Source organism: Sulfitobacter sp. 1A15106, assembly GCF_043556995.1.
In the GTDB taxonomy this organism is placed as follows: domain Bacteria; phylum Pseudomonadota; class Alphaproteobacteria; order Rhodobacterales; family Rhodobacteraceae; genus Sulfitobacter; species Sulfitobacter faviae.
This window is the reverse complement of record NZ_JBIFFM010000004.1, coordinates 215,844-232,290: the sequence shown is the minus strand read 5'-3', so window position 1 is coordinate 232,290 and position 16,447 is coordinate 215,844. Positions and strand designations below refer to the sequence as shown.

The window sequence follows — 16,447 nt, the reverse complement described above, 5'->3', positions numbered from 1 at the left end:
TAATATCTGCAGCCAGCCATCCTTCAAGTTGATCGAATAAATAGGAAATATCCAGCCTGCCGGAACTTCGAGGCGCACATTCTCAAACGATAGCATTGCGCCAGCCTATGTCACGCTGTTCAACGAGGCTGCGATGGCCTCGATCAAAATTCGCCAAGATCTTCTTCTGCCAAAATTCCCAGCGCGTTTCCGGCAGCTTGAATAGGCCGCAATCATGCCCGTGGAAAAGCAGCTTCTTACATCAATGATTGCTCGGTAGCGCTTGAGAACAATATCTGGCGTCCTTGGCAACGCACGGTCGTGCACACGGTATCTGAAATCGCGGTGATGGAAGCCCTTTCGAACGATTATCTCCGGCCTCGTGTTCTTCGCCTTGATCGCCGCCATGTTGCGGCTTCGCGTCTGCGTGTCATGAACATCAGGCAGGAACGGCCTCTTTCATCGGCGCATCCAGAAGCAATGCGATATGTGGGGCCATCAGCTTCGCAACGGCTTCAAAAACCGGGACTGCGACGCTGTTGCCAAACTGACGATATGCCTGTGTGTCCGATACGGGAATTTTGAAGGTGTCGGGGTAACCCATGAGGCGTGCGCATTCGCGAGGTGTCAGTCTTCTCGGGTTCTCGCCCGTCCCTCTCTCAATGAGAATTTCCGATCCATCCTTATGATACCGAGCCGACAGAGTTCGGGACACATCTTTAGGACCGACGACAGAGCAACCAAATCCGTTCCCTGCCGCCTTGTGTTTTGCCGCATACGCTTGGAGATAGCCCCAGAGGTGGTCACTCAGGATATACTTGGGGTTCACAGCAGCCGCTGCGCCTTCCGTGAAGTGCCCTTCTGGTTCCTCGCTGCCGTCTTCAGGATGCAAGATGTCGCCGAGCCTGACCCGACCCTTTTCTGGGAGGAGAAATTCGTCAAAACTGAACGACGTCTTTTCTCGGAACCCCACGATGACAATCCGTTCGCGATGCTGCGGCACAAAGTGCTGCGCATCGATCACCCGGGTATCGACAGAATAGCCAAGTTCCTTGAGCGCACCCATGATCACTTCAAAAGTCTTGCCTTTGTCGTGACTCTTCAAGTTCTTGACGTTCTCGAGCAGAAACGCTTCGGGTCGATGATGTTCCAGCACTCTGACCACATCGAAGAACAGCGTGCCCTGCGTCTCACACGCAAAGCCATGCTGTCGCCCCAGCGAGTTCTTCTTGCTGACCCCAGCAAGAGAAAAAGGCTGACAAGGAAACCCTGCAACGAGCACGTTGTGCGGCGGAATGTCAGCCGCATCAACGTCCCGGATGTCTCCCGCAATCGGGCGATTGTCGCGATAGTTCGCCTCATATGTCTGCCGCGCAAACTTGTCCCACTCAGACGTGAAGACGCAATGACCACCAATGCTCTCCATCGCGACCCGGAGCCCCCCGATTCCCGCAAACAAGTCAATGAACGTAAAGCCCTGGGTCATGTGTTAGTCCTTTTCTGTTCTCACCATATCTCGCCCGTCGCACCAGGTCCAGGCCATCTTCCGTTGCACTTCGCACACCATGCTGGCAGATCTTTGAAAGAGCAGCATCGTGAGCTACTCCCTATCTCTTGGCCAAGATCTGGCGTATTTTAAGCTACTCGTTGCAACTACAGATCGGGTTAGTTGATTGCATTTTCTGCCAGTAGACCAGCGCCGCTGGTTTGCCGCCGAGGGCTGAGTGAGGACGCTGGTGATTGTAGAAGGTCATCCATTTCCGGGTGGTCGGTTTCGGCTCTGATCCGGTCTTCCAGGCACGCAGGTAGACACACTCGTATTTCAGGGTGCGCCATAGCCCCTCGATGAAGATATGGTCGAGGAACCAGCCTTTTCCACCCATCGAGACCCGCCCCCCGGAACGCCGCAGCCGATCCGTCCACGCGAAGGAAGTGAACTGGGATCCTTGATCTGTGTTCATGATCTCAGGCGGGGGGCCGAACTTTTGAATGACCTCGTTCAGCGCTGCGACTGGACGTCGACCAGCGACGGATCTGGCCACAGGGCATGTCTGAATTTCAGCTGTGCGTTGCAGAGCTTCCTTTTTGCGCAATGCTTATCTGGATCGATCGAAATTGCTGGGCCGGACTTGGGGGTGGCGGGGGTTCGGGGAAGCTGCGCCGCAGCAGCGAAGATGCAAGGAGCCAAAGTCCGCAGGGGGCCGATCGCAACGACGCTTCGGCTCATTGCGAATGCAAACTTAACGCTTGCCTGTAAATGGCGCTCATCCCCTTTGTGAAATCAACCAATTTCGTAAGACGCATTTAGGCTCGAACAGATGAAATCGCCGCAGCGGCTCTCCCCATCAATCAATGGACGTAGACGAAGAGGTTTGGCTCGCGGACGTGCAGGTTACCCGTTGCAGGCCGGGCTCTCGTATTGCGTCGCCCACTTCGCCCTTGCCGCGACATCCACCAGCCGACGCTGCCGGTTGTCAATGCGGCGCCAAGCCGAACGAAAGTCGCTATGGGACATTGGCAGAAGGTCATCACGCCCGAAGGCAAGCGCGATCGTAATCGCCTCGCTTGTCGACACTCCCCGCACTGCTTCCCTTGCTTCCTGTTGGCCGAGAAGAACTCGGCGGCAGGCTTCGGCATCCTGGTAGTTGGAGTTCAACGCCGCGGACGCTTTCGGATCGCCAGCTATTTCCTTAAGTTCCGTGGGTTCGATGCCTTCAAGTTCGATGTAGGCGGTCATGGTCTCGTTCCTTTTGTTGTTTGCCCGTATGGGTAGACTGGAGATTGGGTTTTTTTAGAAAACGAGAAACGGTTTCTTCTGCGCAGGGGACGGGGTGCCTCGCTAAACGCTGAAAAATACGAGGAACCCAATCCCGTCGGGCTTGTAGGAGGTGGTCCGGCCTCTTGTTGAGGCCAAGGCGAGCCGTGTTCAGCGTGCTGTGGAAATTCCGGCGAGGGCGAGAAAATGTTAAAAACGCCCTCCGTCCATCCCGTGCGGATGATAGTTGGACGTTTTCAACACCCTTCGGAAATAAGGGAATTTCCGGCGAAAGACAGCGGTATGCGCCGTCGCTGCCGCCTTGTCGTCACAGATCAAGCTCGACTTCAAAGCTACGTTGTCGCTCGATCATGTCAACGAATTCCTGAGCGGACGCCAGCCCTGTGGAGTGATCGTAGTGCCGCTGGGCCGTTTGCTCGTCGCGCTGTCCGAGCAAGGCCGTGGCGGCACGCCCGCCTGATGCGAGGTGCTCGCTGGCTTCAGTGGCGACATTGTCACGCAGCCGATGGATGGAGACCCGCACACCGAAAGCGCGCTCTGTCAAATCGCCTGTAAGCCGGCCGATCTGAGCCTCGCTGATTGCTGCGCCACGTGCATGCATGGACGGGAAAAGGGAGTCTCTATCGTCAAACAGTGGGCGATAGGAATGCCTGTATTCCTCCAGTGCAGAAGCGAGCTTTTGACTGGATAGGGTCCGGTCGAACGGTGCCCCCGCCTTCTGACCCTCACGCAACTTCAGCATGCGGGCCGGGAGGTGAATGTGCACCATTCCCTCACATGGGATGTCGAGGGTCCGGCCAAACGCAAGTGCGGACAGTGCCCGGGCACGTTGTGGCAATGCAACCGCGACACTCAGAAGGATGCCGTTCCGAAAGTCCTTCGCGGCATGCAGGCTGCGAAGACGACGGGACCGGGCTTGCTGCATAAGGTCGAAGCCAAGATCATAGATCCGCGTAGCACCAACGAGTTGGGCGCCTGTTTTCGTCGTGGAGCCGGCTTCTGCCGCGCGTTCACGCCAATCGCAGGCCACAAACTCGCAGGCTTGCGAGGAGAACCCCGGCATGACGAGCTTGATCCCTGTAAGTATGCGGCTGATGTAATCTGACGCCGTTCTTACCGAAGCCTTTTGAGTCACTACCCTTGCGTAGCCCTCGAGCGTTCCACCGGTTGGCGACATCGGAAGATCCTGCGCTCTGCAATACGTAACCCATCCGCTCAACGCGCGAATGACGTTCTGTGTATGCGCGGCACTCCAGAGAACCTGTCCCTTCTTGCGGACGCCAGCTTCGGAAGCCTCGATCCGTTCAGCGAAGATTGGTTGCCATTGATCGGGAAGGTCGGAAAGGCGCATTCTTGCCGTTTGCCATGAGGTCCGACGAGGCGACTTTGGGGTCACCCGCGCCTCGCGCAGAACGCTGGCAAAATGGGCGCAGCGTTCTGCGCCCCAGACCTCAGCGGCCACCTTTTGGACGTAAGCAAACTCCATTATTGCAGGCGCTCCGATCTGTTGCAGCCTGCCGCTGAGATGGCGCTTGAGGTCGTGCTGCCCCGGAGGGGAGGAACCGGGGCCGGCGCAGCGAATACGGGCCAAGATAGCGAGGTGTTCATTCATGTCTTGAAGCTTTCCTTTGGTTGCCTCGCGCCCTCAGGCGGCGGGGCGTCTGTCCAGTCGCGCGAGCCATTCGTCAAAAACGAGGCTCTCGTCGAGCTCGGCATAGTGATTGATTGTCGTCTGCAATTTCTTATGCCCAAGCAGGCGTTGCACCTTGGGCAAGTTATCGAGGCTGTCTTTCAGCCAGATCCAGCCGATCAGGTGGCGATAGAGATGCGGATTGATGCGAACGCCGACTTTTTGGTGCAACCTCTTTGTCACCCGATGCAGAAGGCCGGAGTAGTAGCCGTCAGCGTTCGTCTTTCCCTGTCCGGGAAAGAGATATGGGTTTTTCTTCTGCAATGGTGCCAGCATCGTTGGGCGCACGATCTCTAAATACGTTTTCAGGAGCTTGCTCGCCGTCGTGCCCAGCTGAACTGTCAAATCAGCATCACCTGCACTCCGCATTTTCACTTCCGAAGCGGGCACTACGATACGGGCGCGGCCATCAGACCATGCGATCCAATCGAGACGCGCACGCAGAACATTGGCACTGCGAGGGGCTCTTGCCAGCAAGATATCGTGGGCCAAGGTGGCCATGATATCTCGACCGAGGTCAGGGTCGAGCACCTCGGCCGGCGGTGGGAGCACTCCGTTCTTTTTCTGGCAGGCTTTACGCTTCGCCTTGATCGATGCGTCTATGTCCGCAAGCAGCATCGCACTCAGGTCGATGGTCTGCTGAATGCGGGTGCCATTAAACAGCCTGAGCTTGGACATGTTCCGCGGTGCGATGCCCTGATAGTTCACCTTATGCAGCGCGATCGTATCATCGAGTTCACGGAGCTCTTCCGGCGACCGGTTCAGATAGTCCCGGGCGATCTTGCGCGCCGTCTTGAGAACGCTTGTGACGTAAGCACTCGGAAAATCGCCTTGGTTGACTTCGCTAAGGGTCTCCGCCGCTACGTCGAGGAATTCCGGATCGGTGAGTTCTTCGATGGTCTCGGGCACGACGTCAGCCGACGAAGCAACAGCTTTAGCCAGCGACTTAATGTATCCGCGCCGTGTCTTTAAGGTTTCGGCTTTCCAAGTGTGTTTGCCGACCAGGAAACCCGCTTGGCGCAACAACTCCGACCGGCTTGGGCCATCCTGTTTAGTGGACTGACCGGGCCTTTCGGCTTTCTCCTGCCGTTTGGCGCGCAATTTGGCCTTCTTGTCGCTGATTTCGCCGGTAGCCTCTTGTTGATCCATTCGCGCTATGAACGCGGCCCGGGATAGTCCATCACGTGAGACCTTCCCCTGTGCCCAGGGAGCCACTCTGGTGTCGAATTCTTCCAGTAGCGGCGCAAGTATCGCGTCATCGACACCGAATTTGTCCCGTGCGTCGTAAAAGGGATGGCAAGCCGTCGCAAAGTCGAGGTGCGCCAACTTTGGTTCAGATGCGAGGTGGCTCAGCAGTGTTGAGATCTCGCGAACCTGCTTTTCGCAACGTGCAGCGCTCTTTGAAGATGTTTCGACGCGATAGTTGTAGAAAGCTGCAAGGGTCGCTGTGGTAATCTCGTCCGGAGCAATTCCCTCCTCGTGCAGAAAGACGAGAAACGGGCCGCAGGCGTATTTTGCCGAGCATGGGAGGTCACTATCTTGAATGGCTTTATAAGCTCTCTGATAGTGCCCGGCTATATCATTGATAGAGCGTTTGCGCTCCCGCGGCTGGTCGCGCCCAGCGGCGTTTACCAACGCCGAGCGGTAGGTTGCATAGCTTCCTTTGCTCAGGGTGAACCGTGCAGGCTCATTACTGTCGAAAAAGTCAATTACATCCTGCTTGCAAACTTGTTTCAGTTCGGGGGCCCACCCAGCATGGCGGCACAACCAACGTAGTCTTGAAACCAGACCGCTTTCTCCTTGGCGGTGAGCCTTTTCGATCAGGTCGGCATAGGTAACACAGGTAATCACTTGCGCCCCAAACAAATCCGAGCCGGTTGCTGTAGACAGCGCCGAAAGTGTGGAATGACGCGGTCGAAGGCCGGGAATGTTCAGGATGTCGCTGACGGCTTTCGGGTTCAGCCCTGCACGGAGAGAAAGCGCGCGCATGCTTTCACCGCTGGTTTCCAGGTAACTGCGCAATATTTGATCGAGTGTCATGGAGTTTCCCTTTCAGGTTCGCGGGGGATTTCGAGTTCGAGGTCCGGCCTCACAGGGTCAGGCCGGACTCGAAGCTCGAAGATCGCCAGCCACTCGTCCTTGATCGTCCACGATTTGCCGAGCTTCGCGGCTTGAAGCCTCACAAGACCTTCTGGTGTCGGGCAGCCGTGGTTGATCCAGTCCCGGATCGTATGAGGATCTCGGTTAAAGATTTCCGCAACTTCGTTGGCGGTGTAATAGACAGGCTTTCTCACTCTTTTCCTCCATTGGGTTACGGAGGAATTAGGTTCCGCACGGCTTTCTCGGAAATTTCCGGAGCAATAAAGTTGGGCCTCCGGTCCCGAAAATGGACTTCAGATCAGGGCGTTCCGTCGACCTCCTGAAAAGGAAAAGTGTCAAACCGGTAAGAGGTATTTACTACCGGGATGACACCATTTTTTCCGAATCCAACCGATTTCTTCTCGATTTCCCGAACCGGACTCATCTACCTCCTGAACAGATCAGGAAATAGTTGATGACTTCTACAGACCAAAAAGCGACGGCCCGTGACAGCTCGGGTCGGTTTTGCAATTTCGGCGCATATCAAGTTCCCAATGCATGTGTCCCCTCCCCCTTCACCCCTGCATCAGAGGCACGCAAAGCGCTAAGAAGCGCACTTGAAGACGCCGATAGAACCTTACGGCAAATGGTCGTCAGCGAAGGTGTGCCGAGCGCCGTTATTAGAGCCAGCCCGGGCTCTGGAAAGAGCACGCTACAACGAGAACTTATGGGCGAACGCGCCGCCGAAGGAGACGACAGACCAGTTGCTTTCCACGTTCCTACCCTTGACTTGGCTGAGGAAGCGTCCTGCCATGCGACGGCACGAGGCCTTCAAGCGCAAGCCATCCGGGGTCGAGCTGCTCGAAATACCGAAGGGATCGGACCGATGTGCGTCAAGGCTGAACTGGTCGCGAAAGCAAGCCGGATTGGTATCTCGGCGGGAGAACACTTCTGCAAAATGAAAACGGAAGATGGTTCCGTAATTCAATGTGATCATTTCGACGCGTGCGCTTACGTGAAACAATTCCAAAGTGATGCCAGCTGCCATTTCCTTGCGACCGCGTATTTGAGCTTGCCTAATCCAGCCGCTCTGAAACCGTCACTACGTGTCATTGACGAAACATTCTGGGCAAGCCTCTTGTGGATTAAGGACATTGATGTTGTTAGCTTCAAAGCGCCCCGAACTTATTTGACGATTTCCGAAGTGGCCGCCCATACTAAGCTGCTAACGGCTGCCGCACAGGTTGTTGGAAAGCTCTGTTCAGGTGAATCTCCCCTAACCCTGCCGTATACAGCAAGCCACTACACGGCATTTGCTCAGCTTGAGCGGAAAGCACAGGCACCTGGTGCCGAAATTCGGCCAGATCAGGACATTGAAACGCAGAAAAGGAAGCTGGAAGCCGCCGAGGGGTTGCATCTCAAGGTATCCCGGTTCGCTGCGGTTTGGGAAGTCTTGGGCGAGGCCAAGCAAAAGAACCTCGCAGACTGCGAACGGCTTCGTCTATTTGCCAACAATCAGAGAGAATTCCTTCGCGTGAGCCGCTGCCGTCCCCTTAAGCACAAGGAACCTATGCTAATTTTGGATGCAGACGCGGATACCGAAATTCTGACTGCGATTGGATGCGATGTGCAAGCTGAACATAAGCTATCGCTACGGCCGAACGCGCATATAGTGCAGGTCCACGATCAACAGATGTCCAGCACCGCGCTGTTGAAAAGCGAACGACAGCGTGAAGGCTTCCGCCGGGTGATTGCGAGGGAAGTATTGCGAGATCAGCTCTCAAGAAAAGAGGGTGTTCTTGTTGGAGCTACCAAGCAAGTAGTCAGGAAAATATTTGAGGACGCGGGTTGGGATTTCAGCGCAAAAAGCGACGCAGAAATATGCCAAATTTTGCTGAATACTAAATTACATGGTGCCGATTGGCTTTGGTTCGGAAGCCGGTCGTTAGGCTCAAACCGTTACAAGGACTGCGGAACCGTCATCGTTCTCGGGCGTCAGGAGTTGCCAATATCGGCTCTCGAAGATCAAGGTCGTGCACTCTGGGGCGATACAGCCGGCAACCCGCTCGATTTAGTGGCACCAGACCTGAATGGAAAACATCGGCTCCCTTTGACTGAAGTGCCTTATGAAATGGCAGACCATAGTGGGTTTGCAGTCATGGTGCCTTGTCATCCAGATGCCCGCATCCGACGACTACAACTTCAATCTCGGGAGTTGGCTACACGGCAACTGGTCGAGAGGGTCAGATTGGCACATGCCCGCTATCGAAAACGAGTTATTCTGGTTTGCAATATTCCGATACCTGGTTTGCCTGTAAATGAATTAATCAGCTGGAATGATTTGCAGGGGGACCGCATTGAGGCAGCTATTGCGCTGGCATTGGTCGAAGGAAGAATGGTCAAGTTCGATTACAAGAGTATTGCAGCAGGAGCCCCAAGCGTTTTCAAAAACGAGAATGCGGTGAAAGGATACTTAAAACGCAATAAGGCTTCGCAGCGGCTGCTAAGCAATTTCAAAGAAATTGCAAAGACCTTTGGAGGGACCCTTCACTTGGAAGACTGCGCAGCTATTGTGGCAGGAGCCGAGGACCCTTGGTCAGTGAAGGGTTTGACATTCTAAAGGAGTAATTGCGAATGGAACGCCGCGGCGTTGGACTACTGGCTGGGCAAGGGCGTCGTCAGAAATCTTCTTTATTGGGTTAGCGACCAGAGTCAACAATGCCCCCGCCAGTGGGTCGCCCACGGACAAGGTATCGCTATAAGGAATCCGGTCATCTACTCCCGTTATTCTTTTCCCCCTTGAGGAGATGGTAGGGCGCATTCGCGATAAATCGGCGCAGGCGCTCCGGATCGTGCGGCCGGTCCCGACCGCTAACCCGAGCCAAGTAGGCCATATAGGCGATCGTCATGCCAGCCACAACAACCGACGCGGTTGACACAACAATGTCAAAGGTAGCCATGTTCTCTCCTTTGTTCCGTCATCCATGTCGCAATGAACAAGATACATATAGCACAGGTTCTGTCGCAAGGCATGCCGAACCACGCACATTTTGCAGGGGGCCCTTCGTTTGTGACGACGAAACAAGCTACGCTGCCGAAGTATCGGCAAAGAGGCTTTACACCGCCAGTGCAAACGGGAATGGGCTAATCAACTCCAGGTGCGATCGCCAAAGACCGGCATAGGGGCATATCATCCATCTTCTTCATTTTACGGATTGCCGACCCGGAAAGATTCTATTTTTTGAATCAGTCGAACATAACCACCTTGCTCCTATCACCATAGAAGCAAAGCATTTTGACGAAAATTTCTGACACCGACACCACCATCTTCCACGCAGCGGACGCCGGAGGCCTGGTAAAGGCCACCCAAGAGACGATCTCCGCCCTGCGCCGACATGGTTTCACCGAACATGCGGCGGTGATCCGGCGCGCCACAGCGCAGTTCGTCGCTGGCCGTTCACTGGTGAGGTCGGGACACTGCGCCGCTGGTGGGCTCTATTGGATCATGCGTGGGACCTTTTGGCCAATAGCCCGATTAACGATCCTTGCATCGCTGATGAGGCCGCTGACATTGCCACCTCCTACATTTACTGCGAGCTCGTCGCTCTCGGGATCAATCCCAGTAAGGACGGCGTGAATACAGTGACTACATGGTCAATCGCCTATGCTGACTTGAACAATGCTTATGAGACCCTGACTACCGTGCCCAGCTGTCTAACCCTGCACTTGAAGCGCGCGTTATCCAGGTGGCGGAGCTGCTGGACCAGCTGACCTACGACAGCTGCGCAGACACACAGGAAGAGTTTGAGGGAGAAACCGTCGCAGCCGCTGTATTGGCGGCATGATGGCAATGGCGTATGTCGATCAAATATGACCTCCACCATTAATGAACTGTTCTCACCCGGCATCACTCATATCGAGGTTCGATGTTGGGAGTGCGGTCATACGGTGACCCGCAGGCCTGGCGATGTGCCCGACGGCATTACCCAACACGAGTTCGAGCGCCGGTCTGTCTGCAAGTGCGGCACAGGCTGGCCACAGGTGACCAGATATCCGCGTAAAGCCTCTACGTCGATGTAGGCCGTTTCGCGAGATCGATGAATTGTTTGGTGATGCACAGACCGTGTGCGCTGCACTGCAGAAACTCTAATCATGCTGATCCCGTTACTCCCCCAGCAACGATGAAGTCGCAATCACGCGACAGTCGTAAGATCAAAGGATCGCAGAATGAAACTGATTATGACAACAGCCGCCGCCGCCCTGATTTCCACCGCCGCTCTGGCCGACACATCGACCTACCGCCAAGACCTCTTCCTGGATACCTCGATCGGTGCTGAGAAGACCTACGGTGATGAAGCCCGCATGCTTGCACCCCTTGAGTCGACCAAAGCCAATGACATCACATTCAGCACAGCCGACAACACCTTCGACGCCGACACAGTCATGAGCACCCGCTCCGCAGAGCATAGCCCCGGCGAAGGCTACATCTACGGTGGCTACGGCCCCGGCAATGACAGCCGTTAAGTAACAGTAGATCAGAGATCGCTGTTCTCCCTCGGTGCGCCAGATTTAGGTTCTGGCGCACTTTTGCAATCGAAGCAATTGCTCCGAAGGCCGGTGGCATGTAACCCCTCGACAGATCTTCCCCCATGGTTGAAGAGGCTAATATCTTCAGTTGGCACTTTTCACATTCTGCAAGTGCGGCACAGGCAGGCCACAGGTGTCCCGGTTTCCCAGGAGGAAATCGACATCGATGTGATAAGCTTCACGCGAGGGAGGCAACATGAAACCCAAGGCGCCCAGATTTTCGTTCGAAGACCGCGCAGCTGAGAAAGCCGCCGCGCGCGAACGCGATGAAGAACTACTTCGTTCTGGTGAAGTTTCGCCCGCTGATATGGCGCGCGCTAACGGCGGTTTCGTCCGAGGGGCGCGTTACAAAGGCCCAGCAAAGCGTATTCAGGCACTCGCTGCGTCCCTGTCGTCAGATAACGACAGGGACTAACTTGCCAATGGCGCGTATGTGAGGAGAAATGCACGTCGCATCGAAGATCCTCGAAACTGTGAACGCACCATACAGTGCGAACCTTCCGGCTTGTCAGCTTGCCGCCGTAATCTCAGACATTGAGACCGCTCAGTCTGCCATGGGACCGGCCTTCTCCTTCTTCTCTGAAATCCCCCCGGAGCTTCAACTGTCTTTCATGTCAGAGATGGGACTTCCCCATGACAAGGTGCGGCAGGTCGCGAAGCACTTTCAGGCGCTTTGTCCGTTCCCCTTAGCACTCGCTGCGCCCCAGCCGCCAGACGACTACAGCGCCTAACCACCGATAAGTGGGTTTTCAATTCACCATTAAACGCCTCTATTTACGGCTCTGGCTTTGAGGTTTTCTTGGCCTCGGGAAGGTCCTTGGCATAGACAAGGTTCCCATCCTCATCGAGGCCAACTCCAATTCCAAGACGTCGGCGTCGTTCGAAAAACGCTTCCTCATCGGGTCCAGGCTGGCCCATCTTCTCTATAAACCATTCAGTCCACTTGGGGTCTGCTTCATCCGGTTTTTGGTCTGTCATTCCAGTGTTCCTACTCTGCTGGACTGAGTCTATCATAAAAATGACGCTAAAACCGGGTGGCGCTAAATCTACCCCAGCGCCGCCTTAGCTTGGTTGGTTAGAAAGCTTGATTGTGGACTAAGGGGTAGCAAAATCGAGATTAACAGGTGCCCCCACCCTCTTCTGTGACGTGAACTCTGAACCTGTGGCACATCGGCGATAGCGCACAGCTGTAATCGAGGTGGCGTCGCGCGGCTTTCCCTAAGATAATTGCGTTGCGTGGCCAATGGAACCAGGGCCGCAATTCTGGGACAATGTGAGTGGCCGTGTTCAGCCGCCTTGGAGTTGAGCTATGGGAAAATATATCACCAATCCAGATTGCTGGTTCCGAGCCCCTTACGCTTTCAATCTGGAAGATTTTGGGCCTTACCCCTAAATATTCAGTCCCGAATTTACCTCCGGTAAGGTCTATGACGAGTTTTCACCATTTCTTTCAAGAATATCTTCTCGCCCATTCTGTCGTATGCCGACATCGCATCACGCCGCTGCCGTTCACGGAAGAACTCCTCATACATTCGTATGAAGTTGCCAGCCGCAGCGAGAGTTTCTAAAGGAATTTTAGGATGGTTAATATTCCGTTGCAGCCCCTCAATTATTCCTGCGAGTTGACTGGCCACCTGCTCGTCATCCACACCGGCAAGGGCGTCTTGGCGGAGTTTCTCCGGTCGCGCGGAAAGGAGCTTCGAAACCTCTGGTCCGTTTCTCACAGATCTTAGAACCCTAAGATGGCGTTTGAGAATCTCAATCTCCGATGGCGGAATCGGCATGGCCTCCAGGGCTTTACGCACGAAGTGTTCGATCGGCACCCAATCGCTCCACGGTCGCTCCCCCTCGAGGAGGGGGAACAGATAGGAAGGTTCGGAGAAATCCAGAGGAAGAGAGAACGAAGCCTTGATCGGCCCTCGCCGCTTCGGTTGATAGGTCGCTTCCATCGTCAGTTGTGCGCCCCTGTAGCAAACCGCCACGTAAGTTGATCCTGTGTTACTCTCGGCGACAGTGCCGGATGCAACCATAGCATCTCCCTCTTCCATTACTTCGAACGGAAGGTCACCATCCTCTCCTGAGTTGCTCTTCTCTCCACCTGAACGAGGGCCAAGCCCCCCCTCAAACTTGTTGCCCTTCTGTTTCATGACACACTCCTCTGCACCAGGCGTAGTCCTTTACCTTCATGCAATGCCTTGGGATAATCTGCGAGCGGACTTCGCACGCGCGCTGTATCGAACGGAACTTTGCCCACCTCCTTCAGAAGGCTTGGCATGCTGATGCCCTTCTGCGCGTAGGACTTCTCTCCTTCATCCAACGGTTCGTGCCCCATGAGTTTGCGCCGGTGGGCCCCCGGACAAGACGCATCTAATAGACGGTGGTGGAATGTGGTGCGTAGGGCGTGGAAATCAAGCCCGTGCCAATAGACGTCATTTGTGCGGCGATAATACCCGAATGTCTTTGTGAAATTCTCGGTGTAGGTGCCCTTGTTCGCACCTCGCTTAAGCGAAGGAAAGAGGCGACGTTGGCTGTTCTTTTTTGCCCGCTCAGCCAATTCCAAGAAACCCAGTTCAATCAAAGCCGGATGCACAGGAACCTTTCGTGTCGCATTTGCAGATTTGACTGAATCTCCCAATTCCTGCCGCACGATGACGTAGGCGACCTTGCTGTCCCATTGAACATCCATCGGTCCCAGTTGGGCGGCCTCTTCACTGCGAAGCCCCATCAGGGCGGCAATCAGCGGCATCCAGAAGAGTGGATCTGCGTCGCCATTCGCCTTCCCCTGAAACACAGGAGACGCCAAAAACTCGTCAAACCGATCGTCCCAGGGCTCACGCTCCAGCAGGGCCTCCGTCGCCTTCAAAGCTTTTTCTTCACGGTTGGTGAAGGAGCAGATATCGAAGGGATTCACTTCAATAACACCGAGCTTCTTGAGCATGGTGCCCACTCTATTAACGGAGCGGACAAGCCGCACGAAGGTATTCACGCGCAGTCGTGGTTCAGCCTCTGCCATGCGGAGGTCGCGAATTTCTGCCTCATTGGTGATGCCGTTTCGCCGGGCTTCGCGCTCGGCCGCATCCATGGCTGCTGCTTCGCGCTTATCCACTTTTGCGTTTAGCGCTCGGTAGCTCTTCGCAGTATATTTTCTACCCTTGCCATGGTATTTTGACAGCCTCCGGATCATTTCGATTGTGCTTTCAATGTCGTCGGGAGACGCTTGCGTAAACTCTTTCGCTCGAAACTCCTCGGCCCAAATTTTGGAAGCCGTCCTCACTGAGGAAAGCGATGACTTTTGCCACCTGTCCCCTACCGCCTTGTCCGGTTTCTGATGCCTTTGCCATTCATCGCCGAACCCTGCGGACTTCAAGGCGGTATAGACCAAGAAGCCGTCTGACACCTCCATTGCACCACCTTTCTTTAAAGCTGCGAGAACCTCAGGAGAGCAGGACTGCAGCACACCTCGGCTTCTCAATAGGGCGTGGAGCCCTTCCTCCTGTGTAGGCGTCGAGGGCGCAGGTGTGTGTTCTTCAAGAACCTCAGTTTGAAGTGGCGATGCTTTGGATGATGCAAACCAAGATCGGGGAAACAATTTCATGGCTTCTTCCTTGTCAGTTGGAGAGATGGGCGTCATCGTCGTGGGAGTTTGGGCAATTGTGCCGGGGTTTGATTGTTCAGCAATCACGCTGGAAAAGTAGGGACTCGGACCGGGGAACTCTCCTTGGTCGCGCCGGACCTTCTCTTGGCTCGCATCGAGCATCACGCGAGTAGCTTCGTAGGCGAGAAGGCGCGCCTGTTCGCTCGCCGCATCGGGAAGTTTGATGCCAAGATGGTTGGCAACATGCCGCAGCGGTTCCCGCACAACGCTGTAATCATGCTGAAAGAATGCCTGCCGCAGAACCGTCTGACGGGCGGCCTCTCGTTCAAGTGCCGCCTGCGCAAGCTTAGGCGATCTTGGATCTGCCAGCGCACGCTCGCGATCATCCGCCTCGATTTCGAAGCGGGCGAAAGCTGTCAGCAAGGTTCTGGTATCTTGGAGAGAAAGGCTCATGGTCGTCGCTGCGTAGAGGAAAATCTGATCACTGAGGGCACTGAGCTTGCGGGCAAGAGCAGCGGCCTCCGGCAAAGCATAGGTCTTCAGCGGAAAACATACTGAGGATCCCGCAACGACGGTTTGAATCCCACATTTATTCTTATGCAAATCCGGTATCCCGTCCGAAGGCAGGTTTGCATTGCGCAAAACGCACATGGCTTGGGTCGGTTTGACTCGATCTGGGACGAGTCCTGGCGGTTGGGGGCCTTTCGCGACCTCATCCAGATGAAGGATTGAACGGGGGATTCGTCGTCGCCAAACGTATCCCTGAGGTCGAAGTTCGAGATGAGGAATGCGCGCGTGTTTGGAACGGGGTTGTGGCACCAAGAGTGACTCCTTGTGACTCCGTTGTGTCCGGAGTGTGTAAGGCGGTGTGTCAAAACCTGTGTCCGAAACGCGAAAAGCGCCCCCGAGGGAGCGCTTTTTCGTTTGTTTCCAACCAGTTCAGAGGAGGTTGGCTCCGGCGGTAGGGATCGAACCTACGACCAATTGATTAACAGTCAACTGCTCTACCGCTGAGCTACGCCGGAATGCCTATGTCTGTCTTTCGGGCAACGCCCTCGGACAGCGGCTCTTTAACGCGGGCGGTCCGGGGTGCGCAAGAGCAATTGACCGATTGAAGTGAATTTTTTTCGATTATCTGCAAACGCCCGTGAAATGCGCCCCGCGACACGGTTCGGCACCGGGAGTCGGCATCACAGGTCCGTTACACATCTCCTCCCCCGGCGCTTAGGGCTGGACGGGTTGCGCGGGCTGCGGTTGAAACTGGGCTCGTATGAACAACTCAATGTCCTGAAAGGGAAAACATGACCTTCCTCTCCCCCTACCAGCCGCAGATACTCTCGCTTTTCCGCATCATGTCGGGGCTCTTGGTGCTGCAACATGGCACGACCAAGATCCTTAGCTTTCCAGCCGGGCCGATGAACGGCGTGTCGATCGCCTCGATGGGTGGAATCGCGGGCGTGATCGAATTGGTCTTTGGCGTCTTGCTGGTGATCGGCCTGTTCTCGCGCCTGTCAGCCTTTATCCTGAGCGGCTTGACGGCGGTGGCCTATTTCATCGCGCATATGCCGCAGGGGTTCTTTCCGCTGCTGAATGGCGGTGAACTGGCGGCGCTTTACAGCTTTGGCTTTCTCTACCTCGCAGCCGCCGGGCCGGGGCCCTGGTCGGTCGACGCGATGCGCGGGCAAGGCTGAAAACAAAACGGCATGGCCCTGGAACGGGCCATGCCAAACTCACAGGGGTA

At 55.4% G+C, this 16,447-nt stretch carries 15 protein-coding genes and 1 tRNA gene; 4 read left to right on the top strand and 12 right to left on the bottom strand.

From position 1 onward, the window contains the following. Positions 1-105: 105 nt before the first annotated feature. The 7 genes from ACGYKA_RS08190 to ACGYKA_RS08160 form a co-directional block, all read right to left on the bottom strand. Positions 106-387, bottom strand: a complete 282-nt coding sequence (locus ACGYKA_RS08190; protein ID WP_394438519.1) for a hypothetical protein — start codon at positions 385-387, stop codon at positions 106-108. Between the two features lie 31 nt (positions 388-418). Then, positions 419-1,465: a DNA (cytosine-5-)-methyltransferase gene (dcm, locus tag ACGYKA_RS08185; RefSeq protein WP_394438516.1), complete on the bottom strand. Its 1,047-nt coding sequence runs from the start codon at positions 1,463-1,465 to the stop codon at positions 419-421. Between the two features lie 154 nt (positions 1,466-1,619). Continuing rightward, on the bottom strand, positions 1,620-1,940 hold the full coding sequence (locus ACGYKA_RS08180) for a transposase (RefSeq protein ID WP_394438513.1): 321 nt from the start codon (positions 1,938-1,940) through the stop codon (positions 1,620-1,622). A 431-nt stretch (positions 1,941-2,371) separates the two neighbouring features. Next, positions 2,372-2,716 carry a hypothetical protein gene (locus ACGYKA_RS08175; protein ID WP_394438510.1) on the bottom strand — a complete coding sequence of 115 codons (345 nt, stop codon included), beginning with the start codon at positions 2,714-2,716 and terminating at the stop codon, positions 2,372-2,374. Positions 2,717-3,062: 346 nt separating this feature from the next. Further along, positions 3,063-4,367, bottom strand: coding sequence for a hypothetical protein (locus ACGYKA_RS08170; protein ID WP_394438507.1), 1,305 nt, complete (start codon positions 4,365-4,367; stop codon positions 3,063-3,065). A gap of 33 nt (positions 4,368-4,400) precedes the next feature. Then, positions 4,401-6,485 carry a site-specific integrase gene (locus ACGYKA_RS08165; RefSeq protein ID WP_394438504.1) on the bottom strand — a complete coding sequence of 695 codons (2,085 nt, stop codon included), beginning with the start codon at positions 6,483-6,485 and terminating at the stop codon, positions 4,401-4,403. After that, positions 6,482-6,739, bottom strand: coding sequence for a helix-turn-helix domain-containing protein (locus tag ACGYKA_RS08160; protein WP_394438501.1), 258 nt, complete (start codon positions 6,737-6,739; stop codon positions 6,482-6,484). Before ACGYKA_RS08160 ends, ACGYKA_RS08165 begins: the two co-directional genes overlap by 4 nt. 260 nt (positions 6,740-6,999) lie before the next feature. Here ACGYKA_RS08160 and ACGYKA_RS08155 point away from each other — a divergent pair, with 260 nt between their 5' ends. Beyond that, positions 7,000-9,144 (top strand): hypothetical protein, encoded by a 2,145-nt coding sequence (locus ACGYKA_RS08155; RefSeq protein WP_394438498.1) that lies wholly within the window; start codon positions 7,000-7,002, stop codon positions 9,142-9,144. 151 nt (positions 9,145-9,295) lie between these two features. Here ACGYKA_RS08155 and ACGYKA_RS08150 read toward each other — a convergent pair whose 3' ends face one another. Beyond that, the gene (locus ACGYKA_RS08150; RefSeq protein WP_394438495.1) at positions 9,296-9,484 is read right to left on the bottom strand and encodes a hypothetical protein; all 189 of its coding nucleotides are present in this window, start codon (positions 9,482-9,484) and stop codon (positions 9,296-9,298) included. A 1,267-nt stretch (positions 9,485-10,751) separates the two neighbouring features. Here ACGYKA_RS08150 and ACGYKA_RS08145 point away from each other — a divergent pair. Then, on the top strand, positions 10,752-11,048 hold the full coding sequence (locus tag ACGYKA_RS08145; RefSeq protein WP_394438492.1) for a hypothetical protein: 297 nt from the start codon (positions 10,752-10,754) through the stop codon (positions 11,046-11,048). A 259-nt stretch (positions 11,049-11,307) separates the two neighbouring features. Beyond that, entirely contained in the window at positions 11,308-11,526 is a 219-nt protein-coding gene (locus tag ACGYKA_RS08140; RefSeq protein ID WP_394438489.1) for a hypothetical protein, read from the top strand. A gap of 359 nt (positions 11,527-11,885) precedes the next feature. Here the strand turns inward: ACGYKA_RS08140 and ACGYKA_RS08135 are convergent, their stop codons facing one another. The 4 genes from ACGYKA_RS08135 to ACGYKA_RS08120 form a co-directional block, all read right to left on the bottom strand. Beyond that, entirely contained in the window at positions 11,886-12,089 is a 204-nt protein-coding gene (locus ACGYKA_RS08135; RefSeq protein ID WP_394438486.1) for a hypothetical protein, read from the bottom strand. Positions 12,090-12,520: 431 nt separating this feature from the next. After that, complete coding sequence (locus tag ACGYKA_RS08130) at positions 12,521-13,258, bottom strand: hypothetical protein (protein ID WP_394438483.1); 738 nt, start codon at positions 13,256-13,258, stop codon at positions 12,521-12,523. Further along, positions 13,255-15,309 (bottom strand): tyrosine-type recombinase/integrase, encoded by a 2,055-nt coding sequence (locus ACGYKA_RS08125; RefSeq protein WP_394438480.1) that lies wholly within the window; start codon positions 15,307-15,309, stop codon positions 13,255-13,257. The genes ACGYKA_RS08130 and ACGYKA_RS08125 overlap by 4 nt, the downstream gene beginning before the upstream one ends. A 347-nt stretch (positions 15,310-15,656) precedes the next feature. Beyond that, positions 15,657-15,731, bottom strand: a tRNA-Asn gene (locus ACGYKA_RS08120). Positions 15,732-16,007: 276 nt separating this feature from the next. On the opposite strand from ACGYKA_RS08120, the gene ACGYKA_RS08115 reads away from it, so the two are divergent. Further along, on the top strand, positions 16,008-16,397 hold the full coding sequence (locus ACGYKA_RS08115) for a DoxX family protein (RefSeq protein ID WP_271689384.1): 390 nt from the start codon (positions 16,008-16,010) through the stop codon (positions 16,395-16,397). Positions 16,398-16,447 lie beyond the last annotated feature (50 nt).

Bases quoted from the DNA above. Each gene is read 5' to 3' on its own strand.
- ACGYKA_RS08135 (WP_394438486.1), bottom strand. From the start codon at position 12,089: ATGACAGACCAAAAACCGGATGAAGCAGACCCCAAGTGGACTGAATGG.
- ACGYKA_RS08150 (WP_394438495.1), bottom strand. From the start codon at position 9,484: ATGGCTACCTTTGACATTGTTGTGTCAACCGCGTCGGTTGTTGTGGCT.
- ACGYKA_RS08165 (WP_394438504.1), bottom strand. From the start codon at position 6,485: ATGACACTCGATCAAATATTGCGCAGTTACCTGGAAACCAGCGGTGAA.
- ACGYKA_RS08140 (WP_394438489.1), top strand. From the start codon at position 11,308: ATGAAACCCAAGGCGCCCAGATTTTCGTTCGAAGACCGCGCAGCTGAG.
- ACGYKA_RS08155 (WP_394438498.1), top strand. From the start codon at position 7,000: ATGACTTCTACAGACCAAAAAGCGACGGCCCGTGACAGCTCGGGTCGG.
- ACGYKA_RS08115 (WP_271689384.1), top strand. From the start codon at position 16,008: ATGACCTTCCTCTCCCCCTACCAGCCGCAGATACTCTCGCTTTTCCGC.
- dcm (WP_394438516.1), bottom strand. From the start codon at position 1,465: ATGACCCAGGGCTTTACGTTCATTGACTTGTTTGCGGGAATCGGGGGG.
- ACGYKA_RS08130 (WP_394438483.1), bottom strand. From the start codon at position 13,258: ATGAAACAGAAGGGCAACAAGTTTGAGGGGGGGCTTGGCCCTCGTTCA.
- ACGYKA_RS08180 (WP_394438513.1), bottom strand. From the start codon at position 1,940: ATGAACACAGATCAAGGATCCCAGTTCACTTCCTTCGCGTGGACGGAT.
- ACGYKA_RS08145 (WP_394438492.1), top strand. From the start codon at position 10,752: ATGAAACTGATTATGACAACAGCCGCCGCCGCCCTGATTTCCACCGCC.
- ACGYKA_RS08175 (WP_394438510.1), bottom strand. From the start codon at position 2,716: ATGACCGCCTACATCGAACTTGAAGGCATCGAACCCACGGAACTTAAG.
- ACGYKA_RS08170 (WP_394438507.1), bottom strand. From the start codon at position 4,367: ATGAATGAACACCTCGCTATCTTGGCCCGTATTCGCTGCGCCGGCCCC.
- ACGYKA_RS08190 (WP_394438519.1), bottom strand. From the start codon at position 387: ATGGCGGCGATCAAGGCGAAGAACACGAGGCCGGAGATAATCGTTCGA.